This is a genomic window from uncultured Bacillus sp. (assembly GCF_958411575.1).
GTDB classification, from domain to species: domain Bacteria; phylum Bacillota; class Bacilli; order Bacillales; family Bacillaceae; genus Bacillus; species Bacillus spizizenii.
This window is the reverse complement of the sequence record NZ_CATYRA010000015.1, coordinates 1-17,106: the sequence shown is the minus strand read 5'-3', so window position 1 is coordinate 17,106 and position 17,106 is coordinate 1. Positions and strand designations below refer to the sequence as shown.

24 protein-coding genes and 1 pseudogene are annotated in these 17,106 nt (G+C 42.1%); 23 read left to right on the top strand and 2 right to left on the bottom strand.

The features are described 5' to 3' along the window. The first annotated feature begins 1 nt into the window (after position 1). The 22 genes and pseudogenes from rpmD to salA all read left to right on the top strand — a co-directional run bounded on the left by rpmD (position 2) and on the right by salA (position 14,639). A complete protein-coding gene (gene rpmD, locus Q5C82_RS18905; RefSeq protein ID WP_003156497.1) occupies positions 2-181 on the top strand; it encodes a 50S ribosomal protein L30 in 180 nt (59 codons plus the stop codon). Between the two features lie 30 nt (positions 182-211). Beyond that, positions 212-652: a 50S ribosomal protein L15 gene (rplO, locus tag Q5C82_RS18900; protein WP_003225819.1), complete on the top strand. Its 441-nt coding sequence runs from the start codon at positions 212-214 to the stop codon at positions 650-652. Position 653: 1 nt separating this feature from the next. Then, on the top strand, positions 654-1,949 hold the full coding sequence (secY, locus tag Q5C82_RS18895; protein WP_003225821.1) for a preprotein translocase subunit SecY: 1,296 nt from the start codon (positions 654-656) through the stop codon (positions 1,947-1,949). Positions 1,950-2,003: 54 nt separating this feature from the next. Then, complete coding sequence (locus Q5C82_RS18890) at positions 2,004-2,657, top strand: adenylate kinase (protein WP_003225823.1); 654 nt, start codon at positions 2,004-2,006, stop codon at positions 2,655-2,657. Then, on the top strand, positions 2,654-3,400 hold the full coding sequence (map, locus tag Q5C82_RS18885) for a type I methionyl aminopeptidase (protein WP_003225828.1): 747 nt from the start codon (positions 2,654-2,656) through the stop codon (positions 3,398-3,400). The genes Q5C82_RS18890 and map overlap by 4 nt, the downstream gene beginning before the upstream one ends. 90 nt (positions 3,401-3,490) lie before the next feature. Next, a pseudogene (locus Q5C82_RS20530) lies at positions 3,491-3,733 on the top strand (RNA-binding protein); the annotation flags it as partial. Then, positions 3,711-3,929: a translation initiation factor IF-1 gene (gene infA, locus Q5C82_RS18880; protein ID WP_003156508.1), complete on the top strand. Its 219-nt coding sequence runs from the start codon at positions 3,711-3,713 to the stop codon at positions 3,927-3,929. The pseudogene Q5C82_RS20530 and the gene infA, both read left to right, overlap by 23 nt. A gap of 33 nt (positions 3,930-3,962) precedes the next feature. Continuing rightward, complete coding sequence (gene rpmJ, locus Q5C82_RS18875; protein WP_003156543.1) at positions 3,963-4,076, top strand: 50S ribosomal protein L36; 114 nt, start codon at positions 3,963-3,965, stop codon at positions 4,074-4,076. 22 nt (positions 4,077-4,098) lie between these two features. After that, positions 4,099-4,464 carry a 30S ribosomal protein S13 gene (gene rpsM, locus Q5C82_RS18870; protein WP_003156545.1) on the top strand — a complete coding sequence of 122 codons (366 nt, stop codon included), beginning with the start codon at positions 4,099-4,101 and terminating at the stop codon, positions 4,462-4,464. Positions 4,465-4,484: 20 nt separating this feature from the next. After that, positions 4,485-4,880, top strand: coding sequence for a 30S ribosomal protein S11 (gene rpsK, locus Q5C82_RS18865; RefSeq protein WP_003225831.1), 396 nt, complete (start codon positions 4,485-4,487; stop codon positions 4,878-4,880). A 176-nt stretch (positions 4,881-5,056) separates the two neighbouring features. Beyond that, complete coding sequence (locus Q5C82_RS18860) at positions 5,057-6,001, top strand: DNA-directed RNA polymerase subunit alpha (protein ID WP_003225835.1); 945 nt, start codon at positions 5,057-5,059, stop codon at positions 5,999-6,001. 77 nt (positions 6,002-6,078) lie between these two features. Then, positions 6,079-6,441: a 50S ribosomal protein L17 gene (gene rplQ, locus Q5C82_RS18855; protein WP_003225836.1), complete on the top strand. Its 363-nt coding sequence runs from the start codon at positions 6,079-6,081 to the stop codon at positions 6,439-6,441. 130 nt (positions 6,442-6,571) lie between these two features. Then, the gene (locus Q5C82_RS18850; protein WP_003225838.1) at positions 6,572-7,417 is read left to right on the top strand and encodes an energy-coupling factor ABC transporter ATP-binding protein; all 846 of its coding nucleotides are present in this window, start codon (positions 6,572-6,574) and stop codon (positions 7,415-7,417) included. Then, positions 7,393-8,262, top strand: a complete 870-nt coding sequence (locus Q5C82_RS18845) for an energy-coupling factor ABC transporter ATP-binding protein (RefSeq protein WP_003225839.1) — start codon at positions 7,393-7,395, stop codon at positions 8,260-8,262. Before Q5C82_RS18850 ends, Q5C82_RS18845 begins: the two co-directional genes overlap by 25 nt. After that, on the top strand, positions 8,259-9,056 hold the full coding sequence (locus Q5C82_RS18840; RefSeq protein WP_003225841.1) for an energy-coupling factor transporter transmembrane protein EcfT: 798 nt from the start codon (positions 8,259-8,261) through the stop codon (positions 9,054-9,056). The genes Q5C82_RS18845 and Q5C82_RS18840 overlap by 4 nt, the downstream gene beginning before the upstream one ends. A gap of 9 nt (positions 9,057-9,065) precedes the next feature. Continuing rightward, positions 9,066-9,809 (top strand): tRNA pseudouridine(38-40) synthase TruA, encoded by a 744-nt coding sequence (gene truA, locus Q5C82_RS18835; RefSeq protein WP_003225843.1) that lies wholly within the window; start codon positions 9,066-9,068, stop codon positions 9,807-9,809. Between the two features lie 161 nt (positions 9,810-9,970). Then, positions 9,971-10,408, top strand: coding sequence for a 50S ribosomal protein L13 (gene rplM / locus Q5C82_RS18830; protein WP_003225844.1), 438 nt, complete (start codon positions 9,971-9,973; stop codon positions 10,406-10,408). A 20-nt stretch (positions 10,409-10,428) separates the two neighbouring features. Further along, positions 10,429-10,821 carry a 30S ribosomal protein S9 gene (rpsI, locus tag Q5C82_RS18825; RefSeq protein WP_003225846.1) on the top strand — a complete coding sequence of 131 codons (393 nt, stop codon included), beginning with the start codon at positions 10,429-10,431 and terminating at the stop codon, positions 10,819-10,821. Positions 10,822-11,304: 483 nt separating this feature from the next. Next, positions 11,305-12,072 (top strand): class I SAM-dependent methyltransferase, encoded by a 768-nt coding sequence (locus Q5C82_RS18820; protein WP_003225850.1) that lies wholly within the window; start codon positions 11,305-11,307, stop codon positions 12,070-12,072. Between the two features lie 196 nt (positions 12,073-12,268). After that, on the top strand, positions 12,269-12,712 hold the full coding sequence (locus Q5C82_RS18815; protein WP_003225852.1) for a YbaK family protein: 444 nt from the start codon (positions 12,269-12,271) through the stop codon (positions 12,710-12,712). A gap of 59 nt (positions 12,713-12,771) precedes the next feature. Further along, positions 12,772-13,485, top strand: a complete 714-nt coding sequence (cwlD, locus tag Q5C82_RS18810) for an N-acetylmuramoyl-L-alanine amidase CwlD (RefSeq protein WP_003225854.1) — start codon at positions 12,772-12,774, stop codon at positions 13,483-13,485. Positions 13,486-13,580: 95 nt separating this feature from the next. Then, a complete protein-coding gene (gene salA, locus Q5C82_RS18805) occupies positions 13,581-14,639 on the top strand; it encodes an iron-sulfur carrier protein/transcriptional regulator SalA (protein WP_003225855.1) in 1,059 nt (352 codons plus the stop codon). 34 nt (positions 14,640-14,673) lie between these two features. On the opposite strand, the gene gerD is transcribed toward salA, so the two are convergent. After that, the gene (gene gerD / locus Q5C82_RS18800; protein WP_003225857.1) at positions 14,674-15,231 is read right to left on the bottom strand and encodes a spore germination lipoprotein GerD; all 558 of its coding nucleotides are present in this window, start codon (positions 15,229-15,231) and stop codon (positions 14,674-14,676) included. A gap of 109 nt (positions 15,232-15,340) precedes the next feature. On the opposite strand from gerD, the gene kbaA reads away from it, so the two are divergent. Then, positions 15,341-15,937, top strand: coding sequence for a KinB-signaling pathway activation protein (kbaA, locus tag Q5C82_RS18795; protein ID WP_003225859.1), 597 nt, complete (start codon positions 15,341-15,343; stop codon positions 15,935-15,937). On the opposite strand, the gene pdaB is transcribed toward kbaA, so the two are convergent. Then, on the bottom strand, positions 15,938-16,702 hold the full coding sequence (gene pdaB / locus Q5C82_RS18790; protein WP_003225861.1) for a polysaccharide deacetylase family sporulation protein PdaB: 765 nt from the start codon (positions 16,700-16,702) through the stop codon (positions 15,938-15,940). Between the last annotated feature and the right edge of the window lie 404 nt (positions 16,703-17,106).

Sequence of the window (17,106 nt, the reverse complement as noted above, 5' to 3'; positions counted from 1 at the left end):
AATGGCTAAATTAGAAATTACCCTCAAACGAAGTGTAATCGGTCGCCCGGAAGATCAACGCGTTACTGTCAGAACACTTGGTTTAAAGAAAACAAACCAAACTGTTGTTCATGAAGACAACGCTGCGATCCGTGGTATGATTAATAAAGTATCTCATTTAGTTTCTGTTAAAGAACAATAAAAATAATTGATCGGATAAGGAGGTGTCCTAATGAAACTTCATGAATTAAAACCTTCAGAAGGTTCACGCAAAACGCGTAATCGCGTAGGTCGTGGTATTGGTTCTGGCAACGGTAAAACAGCTGGTAAAGGTCACAAAGGTCAAAACGCTCGTTCTGGCGGCGGTGTACGCCCTGGATTCGAGGGGGGACAAATGCCTTTATTCCAACGTCTTCCTAAACGCGGTTTCACTAACATCAACCGCAAGGAATACGCTGTAGTCAACCTAGACAAATTGAACGGTTTTGCAGAAGGAACGGAAGTCACTCCTGAACTTCTTCTTGAGACTGGTGTTATTAGCAAACTTAATGCAGGAGTAAAGATTCTTGGCAACGGTAAATTAGAGAAAAAATTAACTGTAAAAGCCAATAAATTCTCTGCTTCTGCGAAAGAAGCTGTTGAAGCTGCTGGCGGTACAGCTGAGGTGATCTAACTTGTTTAAAACAATCTCCAACTTTATGCGTGTGAGTGATATCAGGAATAAAATCATATTCACTTTACTCATGCTTATCGTCTTTCGCATAGGTGCGTTTATTCCTGTGCCTTATGTTAACGCTGAAGTGTTACAGGCACAGTCTCAAATGGGCGTTTTTGATCTCCTTAATACATTTGGCGGCGGTGCGCTTTACCAATTTTCCATTTTTGCAATGGGAATTACTCCTTATATCACTGCTTCGATCATCATTCAGCTTCTTCAGATGGATGTTGTGCCGAAGTTTACCGAGTGGTCTAAGCAAGGTGAAGTTGGCCGCCGTAAATTAGCTCAGTTCACAAGGTACTTTACGATTGTGCTTGGTTTCATCCAGGCGTTAGGTATGTCTTACGGATTCAACAATCTGGCAAACGGTATGCTGATCGAAAAATCTGGTATATCGACATATCTCATCATTGCTTTAGTACTCACTGGCGGAACTGCCTTTTTAATGTGGCTTGGAGAACAAATTACGTCTCATGGAGTAGGCAACGGAATATCGATCATTATCTTCGCGGGGATTGTGGCTAGTATTCCTAAAACAATTGGACAAATATATGAGACTCAATTTGTCGGCAGCAACGATCAGTTGTTTATTCATATTGTGAAAGTCGCACTTCTTGTGATTGCGATTTTAGCAGTTATTGTTGGAGTTATTTTCATTCAGCAAGCCGTACGGAAAATTGCGATTCAATATGCTAAAGGCACAGGTCGTTCACCTGCTGGCGGAGGTCAGTCTACACACCTTCCATTGAAAGTGAATCCTGCAGGGGTTATTCCGGTAATCTTTGCGGTTGCGTTTTTGATAACGCCGCGGACGATCGCGTCATTCTTTGGAACAAACGATGTGACAAAGTGGATTCAAAACTACTTTGATAATACGCATCCGGTGGGTATGGCGATATATGTTGCGTTGATTATTGCCTTTACGTACTTTTATGCTTTTGTACAGGTCAATCCTGAACAAATGGCTGATAACCTTAAAAAACAGGGTGGCTATATCCCGGGGGTTCGTCCAGGGAAAATGACTCAAGATAGAATTACGAGCATTTTGTATCGACTTACGTTTGTGGGTTCTATATTCTTAGCCGTGATTTCCATTCTTCCTATCTTTTTCATTCAATTCGCTGGATTGCCTCAAAGTGCACAAATTGGCGGAACATCTTTGTTAATTGTTGTCGGGGTAGCCTTGGAGACAATGAAACAACTAGAAAGCCAGTTGGTGAAACGAAACTACCGTGGATTTATGAAAAACTAGAGGAAATGGATTTATCCATTCCCTCTTAATAAAGAGAGGACGGGGGAAATCCGAATGAACTTAGTCTTAATGGGGCTTCCTGGTGCCGGTAAAGGTACACAGGGCGAACGAATTGTTGAGGATTATGGGATTCCTCATATCTCAACAGGAGATATGTTCCGTGCTGCTATGAAAGAAGAAACACCACTCGGACTCGAAGCAAAATCTTATATTGATAAGGGAGAGCTCGTACCTGATGAAGTCACAATCGGAATTGTAAAAGAAAGACTTGGCAAAGACGATTGTGAAAGAGGTTTTCTTCTGGACGGATTTCCGCGAACAGTCGCTCAAGCCGAAGCTCTTGAAGAAATTCTTGAGGAATACGGCAAGCCGATTGATTATGTCATTAACATTGAAGTCGACAAAGATGTTCTGATGGAACGTCTGACTGGACGCAGAATTTGCAGTGTTTGCGGCACAACCTATCATTTAGTCTTTAATCCGCCGAAAACGCCGGGTGTTTGTGATAAAGACGGAGGCGAACTCTATCAACGGGCAGATGATAATGAGGAAACCGTCTCTAAACGGCTTGAGGTAAACATGAAGCAAACTCAGCCTTTACTCGATTTCTATTCTGAGAAAGGTTATCTTGCAAACGTGAATGGCCAACAGGACATTCAAGACGTTTATGCAGATGTGAAGGATCTTCTTGGAGGATTAAAAAAATGATTATCTGTAAAACCCCACGTGAACTTGGTATCATGCGGGAAGCAGGGCGAATCGTGGCTTTAACTCATGAAGAGTTAAAAAAGCACATTAAACCAGGAATCTCGACAAAAGAATTGGATCAAATTGCCGAACGTTTTATTAAGAAGCAGGGTGCAATCCCATCTTTTAAGGGGTATAATGGGTTTCGCGGGAGCATTTGCGTATCAGTTAATGAAGAACTCGTTCACGGCATTCCTGGTAGCAGGGTGCTGAAGGACGGTGACATCATCAGTATTGATATCGGTGCTAAATTAAATGGTTATCATGGTGACTCTGCATGGACATATCCGGTAGGAAACATCAGCGATGATGACAAAAAACTTCTGGAAGTAACAGAGGAGTCTTTATATAAAGGCTTGCAGGAAGCAAAACCAGGTGAACGTTTGTCGAATATTTCCCACGCAATACAAACGTATGTCGAAAATGAGCAGTTTTCAGTTGTTAGGGAGTATGTCGGACATGGTGTTGGTCAAGACTTGCATGAGGACCCGCAAATTCCTCATTACGGTCCGCCCAACAAAGGACCACGGCTTAAACCTGGCATGGTTCTCGCTATTGAACCTATGGTGAACGCTGGCAGCCGCTACGTGAAAACATTGGCTGATAACTGGACGGTTGTAACGGTAGATGGGAAAAAGTGTGCTCATTTTGAACATACGATTGCGATTACGGAAACGGGTTTTGATATACTGACGAGAGTCTAGATGATGAAATAATTTCGAAGACAGATGTTTTTCCGGCTTGATAGGGCAGAAAGTTTGGATGAACATTGGCAGGACCGAATTCATCTTGTCGTTGTCATTGGGATTGTTGACCATCATCAATGTACTAACAGCAGACGGAGAAAAGCGTACATTACATTCTCCTAAGAAAAAGAATATCAATCATTTAACCCTTTATGATTGCGTATCTCCGGAAGTTCAGAACAGTATAAACGAAACAGGGCGTGTGACAAACTTCTTTTGAAATTTGTCAGAAAGCAAGTTACTGATTTGAAGAAGGGAGAACACTTGAATGGCGAAAGACGATGTAATTGAAGTGGAAGGTACGATAGTCGAAACACTGCCAAACGCGATGTTCAAAGTTGAACTTGAAAATGGCCACACTGTTTTGGCTCACGTATCTGGTAAAATCCGCATGCACTTCATTCGCATTTTACCTGGAGACAAAGTTACGGTAGAATTATCTCCATATGACTTAACTCGTGGCAGGATTACGTACCGTTACAAATAAAGCACTCCGGAAACTGAAGGAGGTTGGAAACACATGAAAGTGAGACCATCAGTTAAACCAATCTGCGAAAAATGTAAAGTTATTCGCAGAAAAGGAAAAGTAATGGTGATCTGTGAAAATCCAAAGCATAAACAAAAACAAGGATAATTTATAAGGAGGTGCCCAGAGAATGGCTCGTATTGCTGGTGTAGATATCCCACGTGACAAACGTGTTGTTATTTCTTTAACATATGTCTTCGGAATTGGCCGCACAACGGCTCAGCAAGTCTTGAAAGAGGCTGGTGTTTCAGAAGATACTCGTGTGCGTGATCTTACTGAAGAAGAACTTGGTAAAATCCGTGATGTTATTGATAAACTGAAAGTAGAAGGTGACCTTCGCCGTGAAGTTTCTCTTAACATTAAGCGTCTGATCGAAATCGGAAGCTACCGCGGAATCCGTCATCGCAGAGGATTACCTGTTCGCGGACAAAACTCTAAAAACAACGCGCGTACTCGTAAAGGTCCGCGTCGTACTGTAGCTAATAAGAAAAAATAAGTAAGGGAGGTACCTAAACAATGGCTGCTGCTCGTAAATCTAACACGCGTAAACGTCGCGTAAAAAAGAATGTTGAGTCTGGAATTGCTCATATTCGTTCAACTTTCAATAACACGATCGTTACGATCACTGACACTCATGGTAATGCTCTTTCTTGGTCTAGTGCCGGAGCTCTAGGATTCAGAGGTTCTCGTAAATCTACTCCTTTTGCTGCGCAAATGGCTGCAGAAACAGCTGCTAAAGGTTCAATCGAACATGGTCTTAAAACTCTTGAGGTTACTGTTAAAGGCCCTGGTTCAGGTCGTGAAGCTGCAATCCGTGCACTTCAAGCTGCTGGACTAGAAGTCACTGCTATCAGAGACGTAACTCCTGTTCCTCATAACGGATGCCGTCCACCAAAACGTCGCCGCGTGTAATTTGTTTGTATAGATTTTGTGTCCCTGTCAATAATGGGTTATGATACAGTTATTTATGAAACGAATGCACCGACTCGTTGCCTGAGCACATACGGGACTAAACAATGGGGAATTTCGGATGGAATCTCATATGATTCTATTCGAGGTTTCGACGTTTTGAAGGAGGGTTTTAAGTAATGATCGAGATTGAAAAACCAAAAATCGAAACGGTTGAAATCAGCGACGATGCCAAATTTGGTAAGTTTGTCGTAGAGCCACTTGAGCGTGGATATGGTACAACTCTGGGTAACTCCTTACGTCGTATCCTCTTATCCTCACTCCCTGGTGCCGCTGTAACATCAATCCAGATAGATGGTGTACTGCACGAATTCTCGACAATTGAAGGCGTTGTGGAAGATGTTACAACGATTATCTTACACATTAAAAAGCTTGCATTGAAAATCTACTCTGATGAAGAGAAGACGCTAGAAATTGATGTACAGGGCGAAGGAACTGTAACGGCAGCTGATATTACACACGATAGTGATGTAGAGATCTTAAATCCTGATCTTCATATCGCGACTCTTGGCGAGAATGCGAGTTTCCGAGTTCGCCTTACTGCTCAAAGAGGACGTGGATATACGCCTGCTGATGCAAACAAGAGAGACGATCAGCCAATCGGCGTGATTCCGATCGATTCTATCTATACGCCAGTTTCTCGTGTATCTTATCAGGTAGAGAACACTCGTGTAGGCCAAGTTGCAAACTATGATAAACTTACACTTGATGTTTGGACTGATGGAAGCACTGGACCGAAAGAAGCCATTGCGCTTGGTTCAAAGATTTTAACTGAACACCTTAATATATTCGTTGGTTTAACTGACGAAGCTCAGCATGCTGAAATCATGGTTGAAAAAGAAGAAGATCAAAAAGAGAAAGTTCTTGAAATGACAATTGAAGAATTGGATCTTTCTGTTCGCTCTTACAACTGCTTAAAGCGTGCGGGTATTAACACGGTTCAAGAGCTTGCGAACAAGACGGAAGAAGATATGATGAAAGTTCGTAATCTAGGACGGAAATCACTTGAAGAAGTGAAAGCGAAACTAGAAGAACTTGGACTCGGACTTCGCAAAGACGATTGACTAGTTTCCCTTGTGAACTAGGATTTTCGTGTGTTTATTATTCAGATACAGCATTTCAATAAAGGAGGGGACATCACATGTCATACAGAAAACTAGGACGTACGAGTGCACAGCGTAAAGCAATGCTTCGTGATCTTACAACTGATTTGATCATCAACGAAAGAATCGAAACAACTGAAACACGTGCGAAAGAACTTCGCTCTGTAGTTGAAAAAATGATCACGCTTGGCAAACGCGGTGATCTTCACGCTCGCCGTCAAGCTGCTGCATACATCCGCAACGAGGTTGCTAACGAAGAAAATAACCAAGATGCACTTCAAAAATTATTCTCTGACATTGCAACTCGTTACGAGGAGCGCCAAGGTGGATACACACGTATTATGAAGCTTGGTCCTCGCCGTGGTGACGGAGCACCAATGGCAATTATCGAATTGGTTTAATCACATACTTTTGTGTGTCTAAAGAAGGGCGGGACAGTTTCTAACTGGATCTATGCCCTTTTTTTAGATACTGCAACTTTTTTATATAGAGAGAAAAGCAGAGCATGAGCTGAGAGGAGGCCGGTTTTCCATGAATCAAAATCAGTTGATATCGGTAGAGGATATCGTTTTTCGATATCGGAAAGACGCAGAAAGACGGGCACTTGACGGCGTCTCCCTGCAGGTGTATGAGGGTGAATGGCTTGCAATTGTAGGTCATAACGGTTCAGGGAAATCAACACTGGCCCGGGCATTGAATGGTTTAATCCTTCCTGAATCAGGCAACATTGAGGTTGCCGGGATTCAATTGACAGAGGAATCGGTTTGGGAAGTGCGAAAAAAGATAGGTATGGTCTTTCAAAATCCGGATAACCAATTTGTCGGAACGACTGTTCGCGATGATGTGGCTTTTGGTTTAGAAAACAATGGTGTACCGCGGGAAGAAATGATTGAGAGAGTAGACTGGGCAGTAAAACAGGTGAACATGCAAGATTTTCTCGATCAAGAGCCGCACCATCTCTCCGGAGGCCAAAAGCAGAGAGTTGCGATTGCGGGGGTTATTGCCGCACGTCCTGATATTATTATCTTAGATGAAGCAACATCCATGCTTGACCCGATTGGGCGAGAAGAAGTGCTTGAAACGGTAAGACATTTAAAGGGGCAGGGCATGGCGACTGTCATTTCCATCACACATGACCTGAATGAGGCAGCAAAAGCAGACAGGATCATTGTGATGAATGGCGGTAAGAAATATGCCGAAGGACTGCCTGAAGAGATTTTTAAATTGAATAAAGAACTTGTTCGAATTGGGCTTGATTTACCCTTCTCATTCCAGCTTAGCCAGCTTTTAAGAGAAAATGGACTAGCTTTGGAAGAAAATCATTTGACTCAGGAAGGGCTGGTGAAAGAGCTATGGACATTACAATCAAAGATGTAGAACATCGTTATCAGATGAAGACGCCGTTTGAGCGCCTTGCACTGTATGATATCAATGCATCGATTAAAGAAGGCAGCTACGTGGCCGTTATTGGGCATACAGGCTCTGGCAAGTCCACTCTTCTTCAGCACTTGAATGGTCTTCTGAAGCCGACGAAGGGACAGATATCACTAGGCAGTACTGTCATTCAGGCAGGGAAAAAGAATAAAGAGCTGAAAACCCTTCGTAAAAAAGTCGGAATCGTTTTCCAATTTCCTGAGCATCAATTATTCGAAGAAACAGTTCTTAAAGATATTTCGTTTGGACCGATGAATTTTGGTGTAAAAAAAGAGGATGCTGAACAAAAAGCCAGAGAGATGCTGAAGCTTGTAGGTTTATCAGAAGAGCTTTTGGACAGATCGCCTTTTGAATTAAGCGGGGGGCAAATGCGCAGAGTTGCAATTGCCGGCGTACTTGCAATGGATCCTGAAGTGCTTGTTTTGGATGAACCGACTGCTGGATTGGACCCAAGAGGGCGAAAAGAGATTATGGACATGTTTTATGAGCTTCATCAACGAGGAAACCTGACGACGATTCTTGTGACACATAGCATGGAGGATGCGGCTGCATACGCTGATGAAATGATCGTCATGCATAAAGGAACGATACAGGCATCTGGCAGTCCGCATGATTTGTTTTTAAAAGGTGAAGAGATGGCTGGCTGGGGACTGGATCTTCCGGAAACGATAAAATTTCAAAGGCAGCTGGAAGCTGCACTTGGCGTCAGATTTAAAGAGCCTATGCTCACAATTGAAGATGCCGCTGCTGAAATCCGTGCTCTTTTTCAGGGAGAGAAGACCTTATGATGGACAGCATGATTATCGGCAAGTATGTACCGGGCTCTTCACTTGTACATCGGCTTGATCCCAGAACAAAACTCATTACGATCTTTTTATTTGTCTGCATTGTATTCCTAGCCAATAATGTACAGACATATGCATTGCTAGGATTATTTACTGTAGGCGTCGTTTCTTTAACAAGAGTTCCTTTCTCTTTTTTAATGAAAGGGCTAAAGCCAATCATCTGGATTGTCATCTTTACGTTCCTTCTTCACATTTTAATGACACATGAAGGACCGGTTATTTTTCAATTAGGCGTTTTCAAAGTCTATGAGGGCGGTTTGGTCCAAGGGATATTCATTTCTCTTAGGTTCGTCTATTTGATTTTAATGACAACCTTATTAACGCTCACGACAACACCGATTGAGATTACCGATGGAATGGAGCAATTGCTGAATCCATTGAAAAAAATAAAGCTTCCTGTTCACGAGCTTGCTCTTATGATGTCAATTTCTTTGCGGTTTATTCCGACCTTGATGGAGGAGACAGACAGGATCATGAAGGCTCAGATGGCGCGGGGCGTTGATTTTACAAGCGGACCTGTCAAAGACAGAGTGAAGGCTATTGTCCCACTTCTTGTCCCTCTCTTCGTCAGTGCATTCAAACGCGCCGAAGAGCTTGCTGTAGCAATGGAAGCCAGAGGCTATCAAGGCGGAGAGGGACGTACGAAATACAGAAAGCTTGTATGGACAGGAAAGGACACTTCTGTCATTGTGAGCTTGATGATTTTGGCTGCTTTGTTATTTTTCTTAAGGACGTAGAGGTGCTGTATGAGACTGAAATGCACGATTTCTTATGACGGACATTTATTTAATGGATATCAGGTGCAGCCGGGCAAAAGAACGGTTCAGGATGAACTGGAGAAGGCTTTGGCTGTCCTGCATAAGTCGAAAGACAGAATTCCGGTCGTTTCGTCAGGAAGAACAGATAGCGGGGTTCATGCAGCCGGACAGGTGATTCATTTTGATACTCCGCTGTCTATCCCGGCAGAGAAATGGCCGTATGCTTTAAATGCACTGCTTCCGGATGATATCGCAGTCAAACAGGCAGAAATTGCGGATGATGGGTTCCATGCACGATTTAGCGCAGTGAAAAAAGAATATCGCTACTTTGTATACACGGAGAAACACCCGGACGTATTTAAACGGCATTACGCTTACCATTTTTCATATCACCTTAATGTGCAGAACATGAGAGAAGCGGCAAAGCATCTTTTAGGGACGCATGATTTTACGAGCTTTTGCGCGGTTAAAACAGAAGTGCAAGACAAGGTAAGAACGATTTACGAACTTGATTGGGCTGAGACAGATGACGGCCTGCAAATGCGGATCACAGGTAGCGGTTTCTTATATAATATGGTCAGAATTATTGCGGGTACTTTGCTTGATGCAGGTATTGGTAAAATTTCTCCTGATGATGTGAAATCCATGCTGGAAGCGAAGGATCGCGAAGCGGCAGGGCGCACAGCGCCGGGGCACGGGCTATATTTATGGAACGTTTTCTATGACAACTAAACCAGGTGTGTAATATTTTCTTGACAGAGTCTGCATAAAGTTATAAGATATCATATGGTATGTATTTCAACCCCACGATAAGCCCCGGAACTTATTGTGTTGTGAAATAGAACGTAATCGAAGTTTATTGAAAATGACAGATCATTTAGGAGGGAAATTCAATGCGTACAACACCTATGGCTAACGCAAGTACTATTGAACGCAAGTGGTTAGTTGTTGATGCTGCTGGCAAGACTCTAGGACGTCTTTCTACAGAAGTTGCATCTATCCTTCGCGGAAAACACAAACCAACTTACACACCACACGTTGATACTGGAGATCATGTGATCATCATCAACGCTGAAAAAATCGAGTTAACTGGTAAAAAGTTAACTGACAAAATCTACTACCGTCACACTCAACATCCAGGCGGATTAAAATCAAGAACTGCTCTTGAAATGCGTACAAACTACCCTGAGAAAATGCTTGAGCTTGCTATCAAAGGCATGCTTCCAAAAGGTTCTCTAGGTCGTCAAATGTTCAAAAAATTGAACGTATATCGTGGTTCTGAGCATCCACATGAAGCACAAAAACCTGAAGTTTACGAACTTCGCGGTTAATTAAAAAGGAGGTTACCAATTTGGCACAGGTTCAATATTACGGTACTGGCCGTCGTAAAAGTTCTGTAGCGCGTGTGCGCTTAGTTCCAGGAGAAGGTCGTATCGTCGTTAATAATCGTGAAATCAGCGAGCACATCCCATCTCCAGCTCTAATCGAAGATATCAAACAACCATTAACTTTGACTGAAACAGCTGGCACTTATGATGTTTTAGTAAACGTACATGGAGGCGGCTTATCTGGTCAAGCTGGAGCAATCCGTCATGGTATCGCTCGTGCTTTGCTTGAAGCAGATCCAGAATACCGTGCAACACTTAAACGCGCAGGTCTTCTGACTCGTGACGCTCGTATGAAAGAACGTAAAAAATACGGTCTTAAAGGCGCTCGTCGTGCACCTCAGTTCTCAAAACGTTAATTTGCGTTTTTCAAAGCTCTCGACCTTGTGTTGGGAGCTTTTTTATTTTAATAAAATGCTCATACCTCTGCATACAGTAAAATAACTAAATCAAAGCTTGACGGACTAAGCAAAATGCTTGCTTATAAGCGCTCTCACTGTAATAATCATGATAGCTTTCATGTCACTACCAGTTAATTGTTTGGAAATCTGGTCAAAGTTTTTAATGGTTATGTCGTCAGTCCAGCTCATTCTAACCACGGGTCTCCCCTTTGTTAAATCTCCCTGCCGATTCTTCAACTGTTTCATAGCCCGGAGGAACAATAGCTCTTTGCTAATGACGCTATTTGACGAAATAAGTGTAAATCTGATGACGTAAATCACATATCTCCTTTGTGATTTTTTTGCGTTTTTATGAACTTTTTTCTAAATATACAAAGGGAAAGCGATATCAATCTAGAAATATTTGTTATACTCTATACATTAAAGTAAGGAGAACGATTCATGAATGCGTTAGTAGACCATAATAGCAAAGCCTGGGATCAAAAAGTAGAAACAGGCAATGAATGGACTGTTGCTGTTGAGCAGCATGTCATCGAACAAGCGAAAACAGGCAATTGGGATATAAGGGTAACTCCAATGAAAGATGTACCAAGGGATTGGTTTCCTCCTGTCAACGGGCTGAAAGTGCTCTGTTTAGCATCAGGTGGCGGCCAGCAAGGCCCGATTTTGGCAGCTGCAGGAGCGGATGTCACTGTATTAGATAACTCGGAAAAACAGCTGGATCAGGATAGAATGGTTGCTAAGCGCGATGATCTCAAGATACATACTGTCAAAGGAAGCATGGACGATCTCAGCCAATTTAAGGATGAATCATTTGATGTCATTGTACATCCTGTTGCCAATGTTTTTGTTGAGGATGTCCTCCCAGTCTGGAAGGAAGCGCATCGGGTGCTGAAAAGAAATGGTGTTCTAATCTCAGGCTTTGTAAATCCAGTCGTATTTCTGTTTGATGTAGAATTAGAACAGCAAGGGATTTTAAAAGTAAAACATTCCATTCCATATGCAGACTCAGATGATCTTCCAAAACATAAAGTGAAAAAACTGATGGAAAATAATGAGGCTCTGGAATTCGGTCATTCCTTAGAAGACCAAATCAAGGGCCAGATTGATGCCGGTTTTATCGTCACTGGATTTTACGAAGATAAAGGCGGGTTTGTATTGGACCAATATATTCATACATATTCTGCAACAAGAAGCGTGAAAGTATGAAAAGCAGCGACCTATTAAAGGGGCTGCTTTTTTAATAATCACTTACAGAACATTTGTTCTGGACCCTATAGAAAGCTGCTACATCCTCTTCTTTTTATCAATTCGGCACCTTCATTTGGGCGAATTTCCAATCGAATTCGGGCATTGATTCACCATCCAAACCTCAAAATAACCGGTAAAAGGAGAGTGAATTTGTATGGCAGAAGTACTGTCTTTTATGGATGTGAAACGCCAAAAGGATTTTGAATTAGAAAAGAACTTGCTCAAAGAACTCTCTCTGAGACAAATTATCCAGTCTGTTAAGGACTGTTTGGAACCATTATTCCCATTTCTACATGATGAAAGAGATATTATTACCGAAGGCTGTATTGATTTTGCGATAGAAGCTTATTTGTTAGGCGGGCGTTTTGGGATATTCGGCTATTACGGAGAATCCATGCAAAGCATCAGTGCCCGCTCTGCAAGAGAAGAAGAAGAGCTTCGTATGGAGTTTTTTGATTATCTCTATAATTGGACACACGAGCAATACGCAACATTTGATAAAAACACGGTTTATGAAGCAGCACACAAGTTCATTAAAGACTGGTGGACAGAGGGGTTTGTCCAAAGAGAAAAACAGTGTAAGCTTCGCATGCGTTAATCATATTTCCCGGCCCTGTCCCATAGTTATGTAGTAACGGACAAGCGGGAGGGGAAGGGATGAGGAAAAAGCTTAAATGGCTTGGTTTTTTGCTAGGCTTCATCGTATTACTATTTCTATTCAAGTATCAGTTCAGCAATAACGATTCCTGGAATCCATGGAGTCTGCCCTTGAGCGGGAAAATTATTTATCTGGATCCAGGTCATGGCGGGCCCGACGGCGGAGCAGTCGGCGGAAAGCTGTTAGAGAAGGATGTAACCCTGGAAGTGGCCTTTAGAGTCAGGGATTACCTTCAGGAACAAGGCGCGCTTGTCATCATGACCAGAGAAAGTGATACTGATCTCGCTCCAGAAGGAACGAAGGGCTACAGCAGACGAAAAGCGGAAGACTTAAGGCAGCGAGTTAAATTAATAAACCATTCAGAGGCTGAACTCTATATCAGCATTCATCTCAATGCGATTCCGTCACAAAAATGGAGCGGAGCCCAAAGCTTCTATTACGGAAAATTTGCGGAAAATGAGAAAGTCGCGAAATATATTCAGGATGAGTTGAGAAGAAACCTGGAAAACACAACCCGGAAAGCAAAGCGGATTCATGGTATCTACTTAATGCAAAACGTCACCAAACCGGGGGCGCTTGTAGAAGTCGGATTTTTATCCAATCCAAATGAAGCAAGGCTGCTCGGGAAGTCGAAATATCAGGACAAGGTGGCATCTTCCATATATAAAGGCATTTTGCGATATTTCACAGAAAAAGGAGACCCTCCGGAGTAAAGGAGGGTTTTCTTATGGTTCTAAGCATAAGACACCCGCCATTTATGTATGATATAATAATGCTTGTAAACGAATACACAAAAGGGTGAGGTTCGATGATAAGAGAAGATGAAGTAAGAAAACTAGTCGGTGAAATGCGCGAACCTTTTCTTCAAAGACCTCTGGGAGAATTGGATGCCGTTAAGGAAATTAAAATAAAGCCTGAAAAACGGCATGTTAGTGTAAAAGTCGCTCTTGCAAAAACCGGAACTGCAGAACAAATGCAGATTCAGCAAGAGATCGTAAACATCTTAAAAGGGGCAGGCGCTGAGACGGTCGGCCTTCGATTTGAAGAGCTGCCTGAAGAAACGGTTGCAAAATTCCGGGCGCCGTCAGCTGAGAAAAAAACATTGTTAAATATGGATAACCCACCAGTCTTTCTTGCTGTAGCAAGCGGAAAAGGCGGCGTAGGCAAATCAACTGTGTCAGTAAACCTTGCTATTTCTCTGGCTCGTCTTGGGAAAAAGGTCGGTTTAATTGATGCGGATATTTATGGCTTCAGTGTGCCGGATATGATGGGTATCACTGTGCGTCCTACTATTGAAGGAGAGAAACTGCTTCCTGTTGAACGCTTTGGGGTAAAGGTAATGTCAATGGGCTTCTTCGTAGAAGAAAATGCTCCGGTCGTATGGAGAGGGCCAATGCTTGGTAAAATGCTAAACAACTTTTTCCACGAAGTCGAGTGGGGAGAAGTAGATTATATCGTTCTTGATCTTCCGCCTGGGACGGGGGACGTTGCTCTCGATGTACATACTATGCTTCCGAGCTGCAAAGAAATCATTGTATCGACGCCGCACCCAACAGCTGCTTTTGTCGCAGCGAGAGCGGGTTCTATGGCGATTAAAACCGATCATGAGGTCGTTGGTGTCATTGAAAACATGGCTTATTATGAAAGTGCAAAGACAGGAGAAAGAGAATATGTCTTTGGAAAAGGCGGGGGAGATAAACTAGCTGAGGAACTACACGTGCCTTTGCTCGGCAGAATCCCGTTGAAACAGCCTGATTGGGATCAGGATCAATTTGCGCCGTCTGTTTATGATGAAAATCATCCAATCGGAGAAATATATCAGGACATTGCAAAAAAAATAGTTACAAAAATGTCAGTGCAAGTATAAAAAAGGACCGGGATTCTAGATCCCGGCTTTCCCTTTATTCACTTTCTTTGGCAGTGTCTTTTGCTGCTTTTTTCATCTCATCTTCGAACTGTTTTTTGTAAAGCGGACTAGAAAGTGTTTCGTTAATAACCTCTTCTAAGTAACTGCGGAATTCTTGGCTTTTTGCCAGTTCGCTGTACTTTTTATTCATGCCCGGATCCTGCATAACGCCCATCAGCATCTTCTGGTAATCCGGATCCTTCATCAGTTTTTTAATCACTTTTTCATGCTCTGTCTGAAGAGTTTTGGCAAAGCCTTGAGCAAAATCAGTGTCTTCAAAGATGTTTTTCCAGAATTCTTCACCTTTTTTAGAGGTAAGTGTTTTCTCTATTGTTCCTTTAATCGCATCTTGGTCAATCACCAGCGCTTCATTCATCGCATCATCGTTTAATAATTCCTTAATTGCTTTCTTTCCATCATCAGTTTTTAATATATCAACAACCATTTTTTTGGTCTGATCATAGTCCATATCCGCTGCTTGGTCTTTTGGAGCGCAAGCTGTTACAGATAATAACAAAAAACAGCTCATCAATAGCATTTTGGCTTTTGACATGCTTAAGCTCCTTTCACATACTTGTCTTACTTTTAATATGATTCATCTGTTTGGAATTATACATAACAAAATATCGCCGTTTGCGATTTTTGAGGGGATGAATAAAGAAATGAAAAGCCGTGGTTTAGTTCGTTTTTTCTTTTCTATTTTAGCTGTCGGAGCGGTTATCACGAGTATTGTGGGTTTTGCTTTAAAATGGGGAGAATATAGGGGACTGTTTCTTGCTTTTGAAGCGGGACAGATTTTCTCTGTTTTATTTTGGTTTATCGGTGTAGGCATGATTTTCAGTGTGATCAGCCAAATGGGTTTTTTCGTGTTTTTAACAGTTCACCGGTTTGCGCTTGAGATATTAAGGTCCTCGTCTTTGTGGAACTTGCTTCAGCTGTTTTTCATCCTGTTTGTTGCTTTTGATTTAATGTACGTGCGTTTTTTATTTTTTGGAGAGAGCGGAGAGTCGCTGGCTGGCTATGCGTGGTTACCGGTGTTTTTATTGATCTTTGGAGTGATTACAGCTTATATAAAGCAAAAGCAGTCCTCTAAGAAAACGTTTGTGTCATCGTTGTTTTTAATGGTTGTGATTACCGCATTAGAATGGTTCCCTGCGCTAAGAGTAAATGATGAGGACTGGCTTTATTTAATGCTTTTCCCGTTAATGGCGTGTAATGCTTTCCAACTGCTGATGCTGCCGAAGTTCGCAGCAAAGTAATTACTTTACCTCTGCGGATTTGGCATCTGAATTTGAGATGAGATCACCTACGGTTACATTTTTTAATCCTTTTTCTTTCAGCTGGTGGATGATATCGGGCAACGCTTCTTCTGTTTGTTTTGCCGAGTCGGAGGCGTGTAAAAGAATAATGTCTCCTCCGGAAACTTGCTTGGTTACATTGTCGATGATTTTATCAACCCCTGGATTTGTCCAATCTTGAGAGTTCACACTGTAATGAACAACTGTATAATTGTATTGCTTTGCGACAGTTAGAACATTCTTATTGAATTGTCCGGTTGGGGGTCTTAATAGCTGTATGTCTTTGATCCCTAACTTTTCAAAGGAAGTTTGGGCACGGTTAATGTCCTTTTTTATTTCGCTGCTTTCTAAATTGGCATAGTTTTTATAGGCGTACCCCATGCTCCCGATTTGATGGCCATCCTTCACTATACGTGCCACTGTGTCAGGGTGGCGTTCGGCCCAAGAAGCGGAAAGGAAAAATGTTGCGTTTTTAATCCCGTTCGCTTTCAAGGTGTCAAGAATGGGTTTTGCTTTCTCATCCCCCCAGCTGATATCAAACGTAAGTGCGATGTCTTTCGAATCCGTTTCTCCTTTATAAATGGCTTTAGGTCCGGTGTCAGTTGAAAACACGGGAAGCGGGACAGCTCTTTGAATGTAAAAAAAGCTGGCTGCTGCGAATGCGGCGATAAGTATAATAATAAATTGTTTCACTCGTTTAATGTGCCACACATAGAAGTGATTCACTGATGATGCCTCCTTATCTTGTCCATCTTTCCTGTGTTACATCTTATGAGCATGGCCAATTGAATATAACCGATAAAATGTCTCTTTACATACAGCTTAAATTATATGTTGACCTATTGATAATATCTGTGATATATTATTATTCGTCGCTGATAAACAGCCGACATCAACTAAAAGCTTCATTAAATACTTTTTAAAAAAGTTGTTGACTTAAAAGAAGCTAAATGTTATAGTAATAAAGCTGCTTCGTTAAGCGGCAATAATGATCTTTGAAAACTAAACAAGACAAAACGTACCTGTTAATTCATTTTTATAAAATCGCACAGCGATGTGCGTAGTCAGTCAAACTACTTTATCGGAGAGTTTGATCCTGGCTCAGGACGAACGCTGGCGGCGTGCCTAAT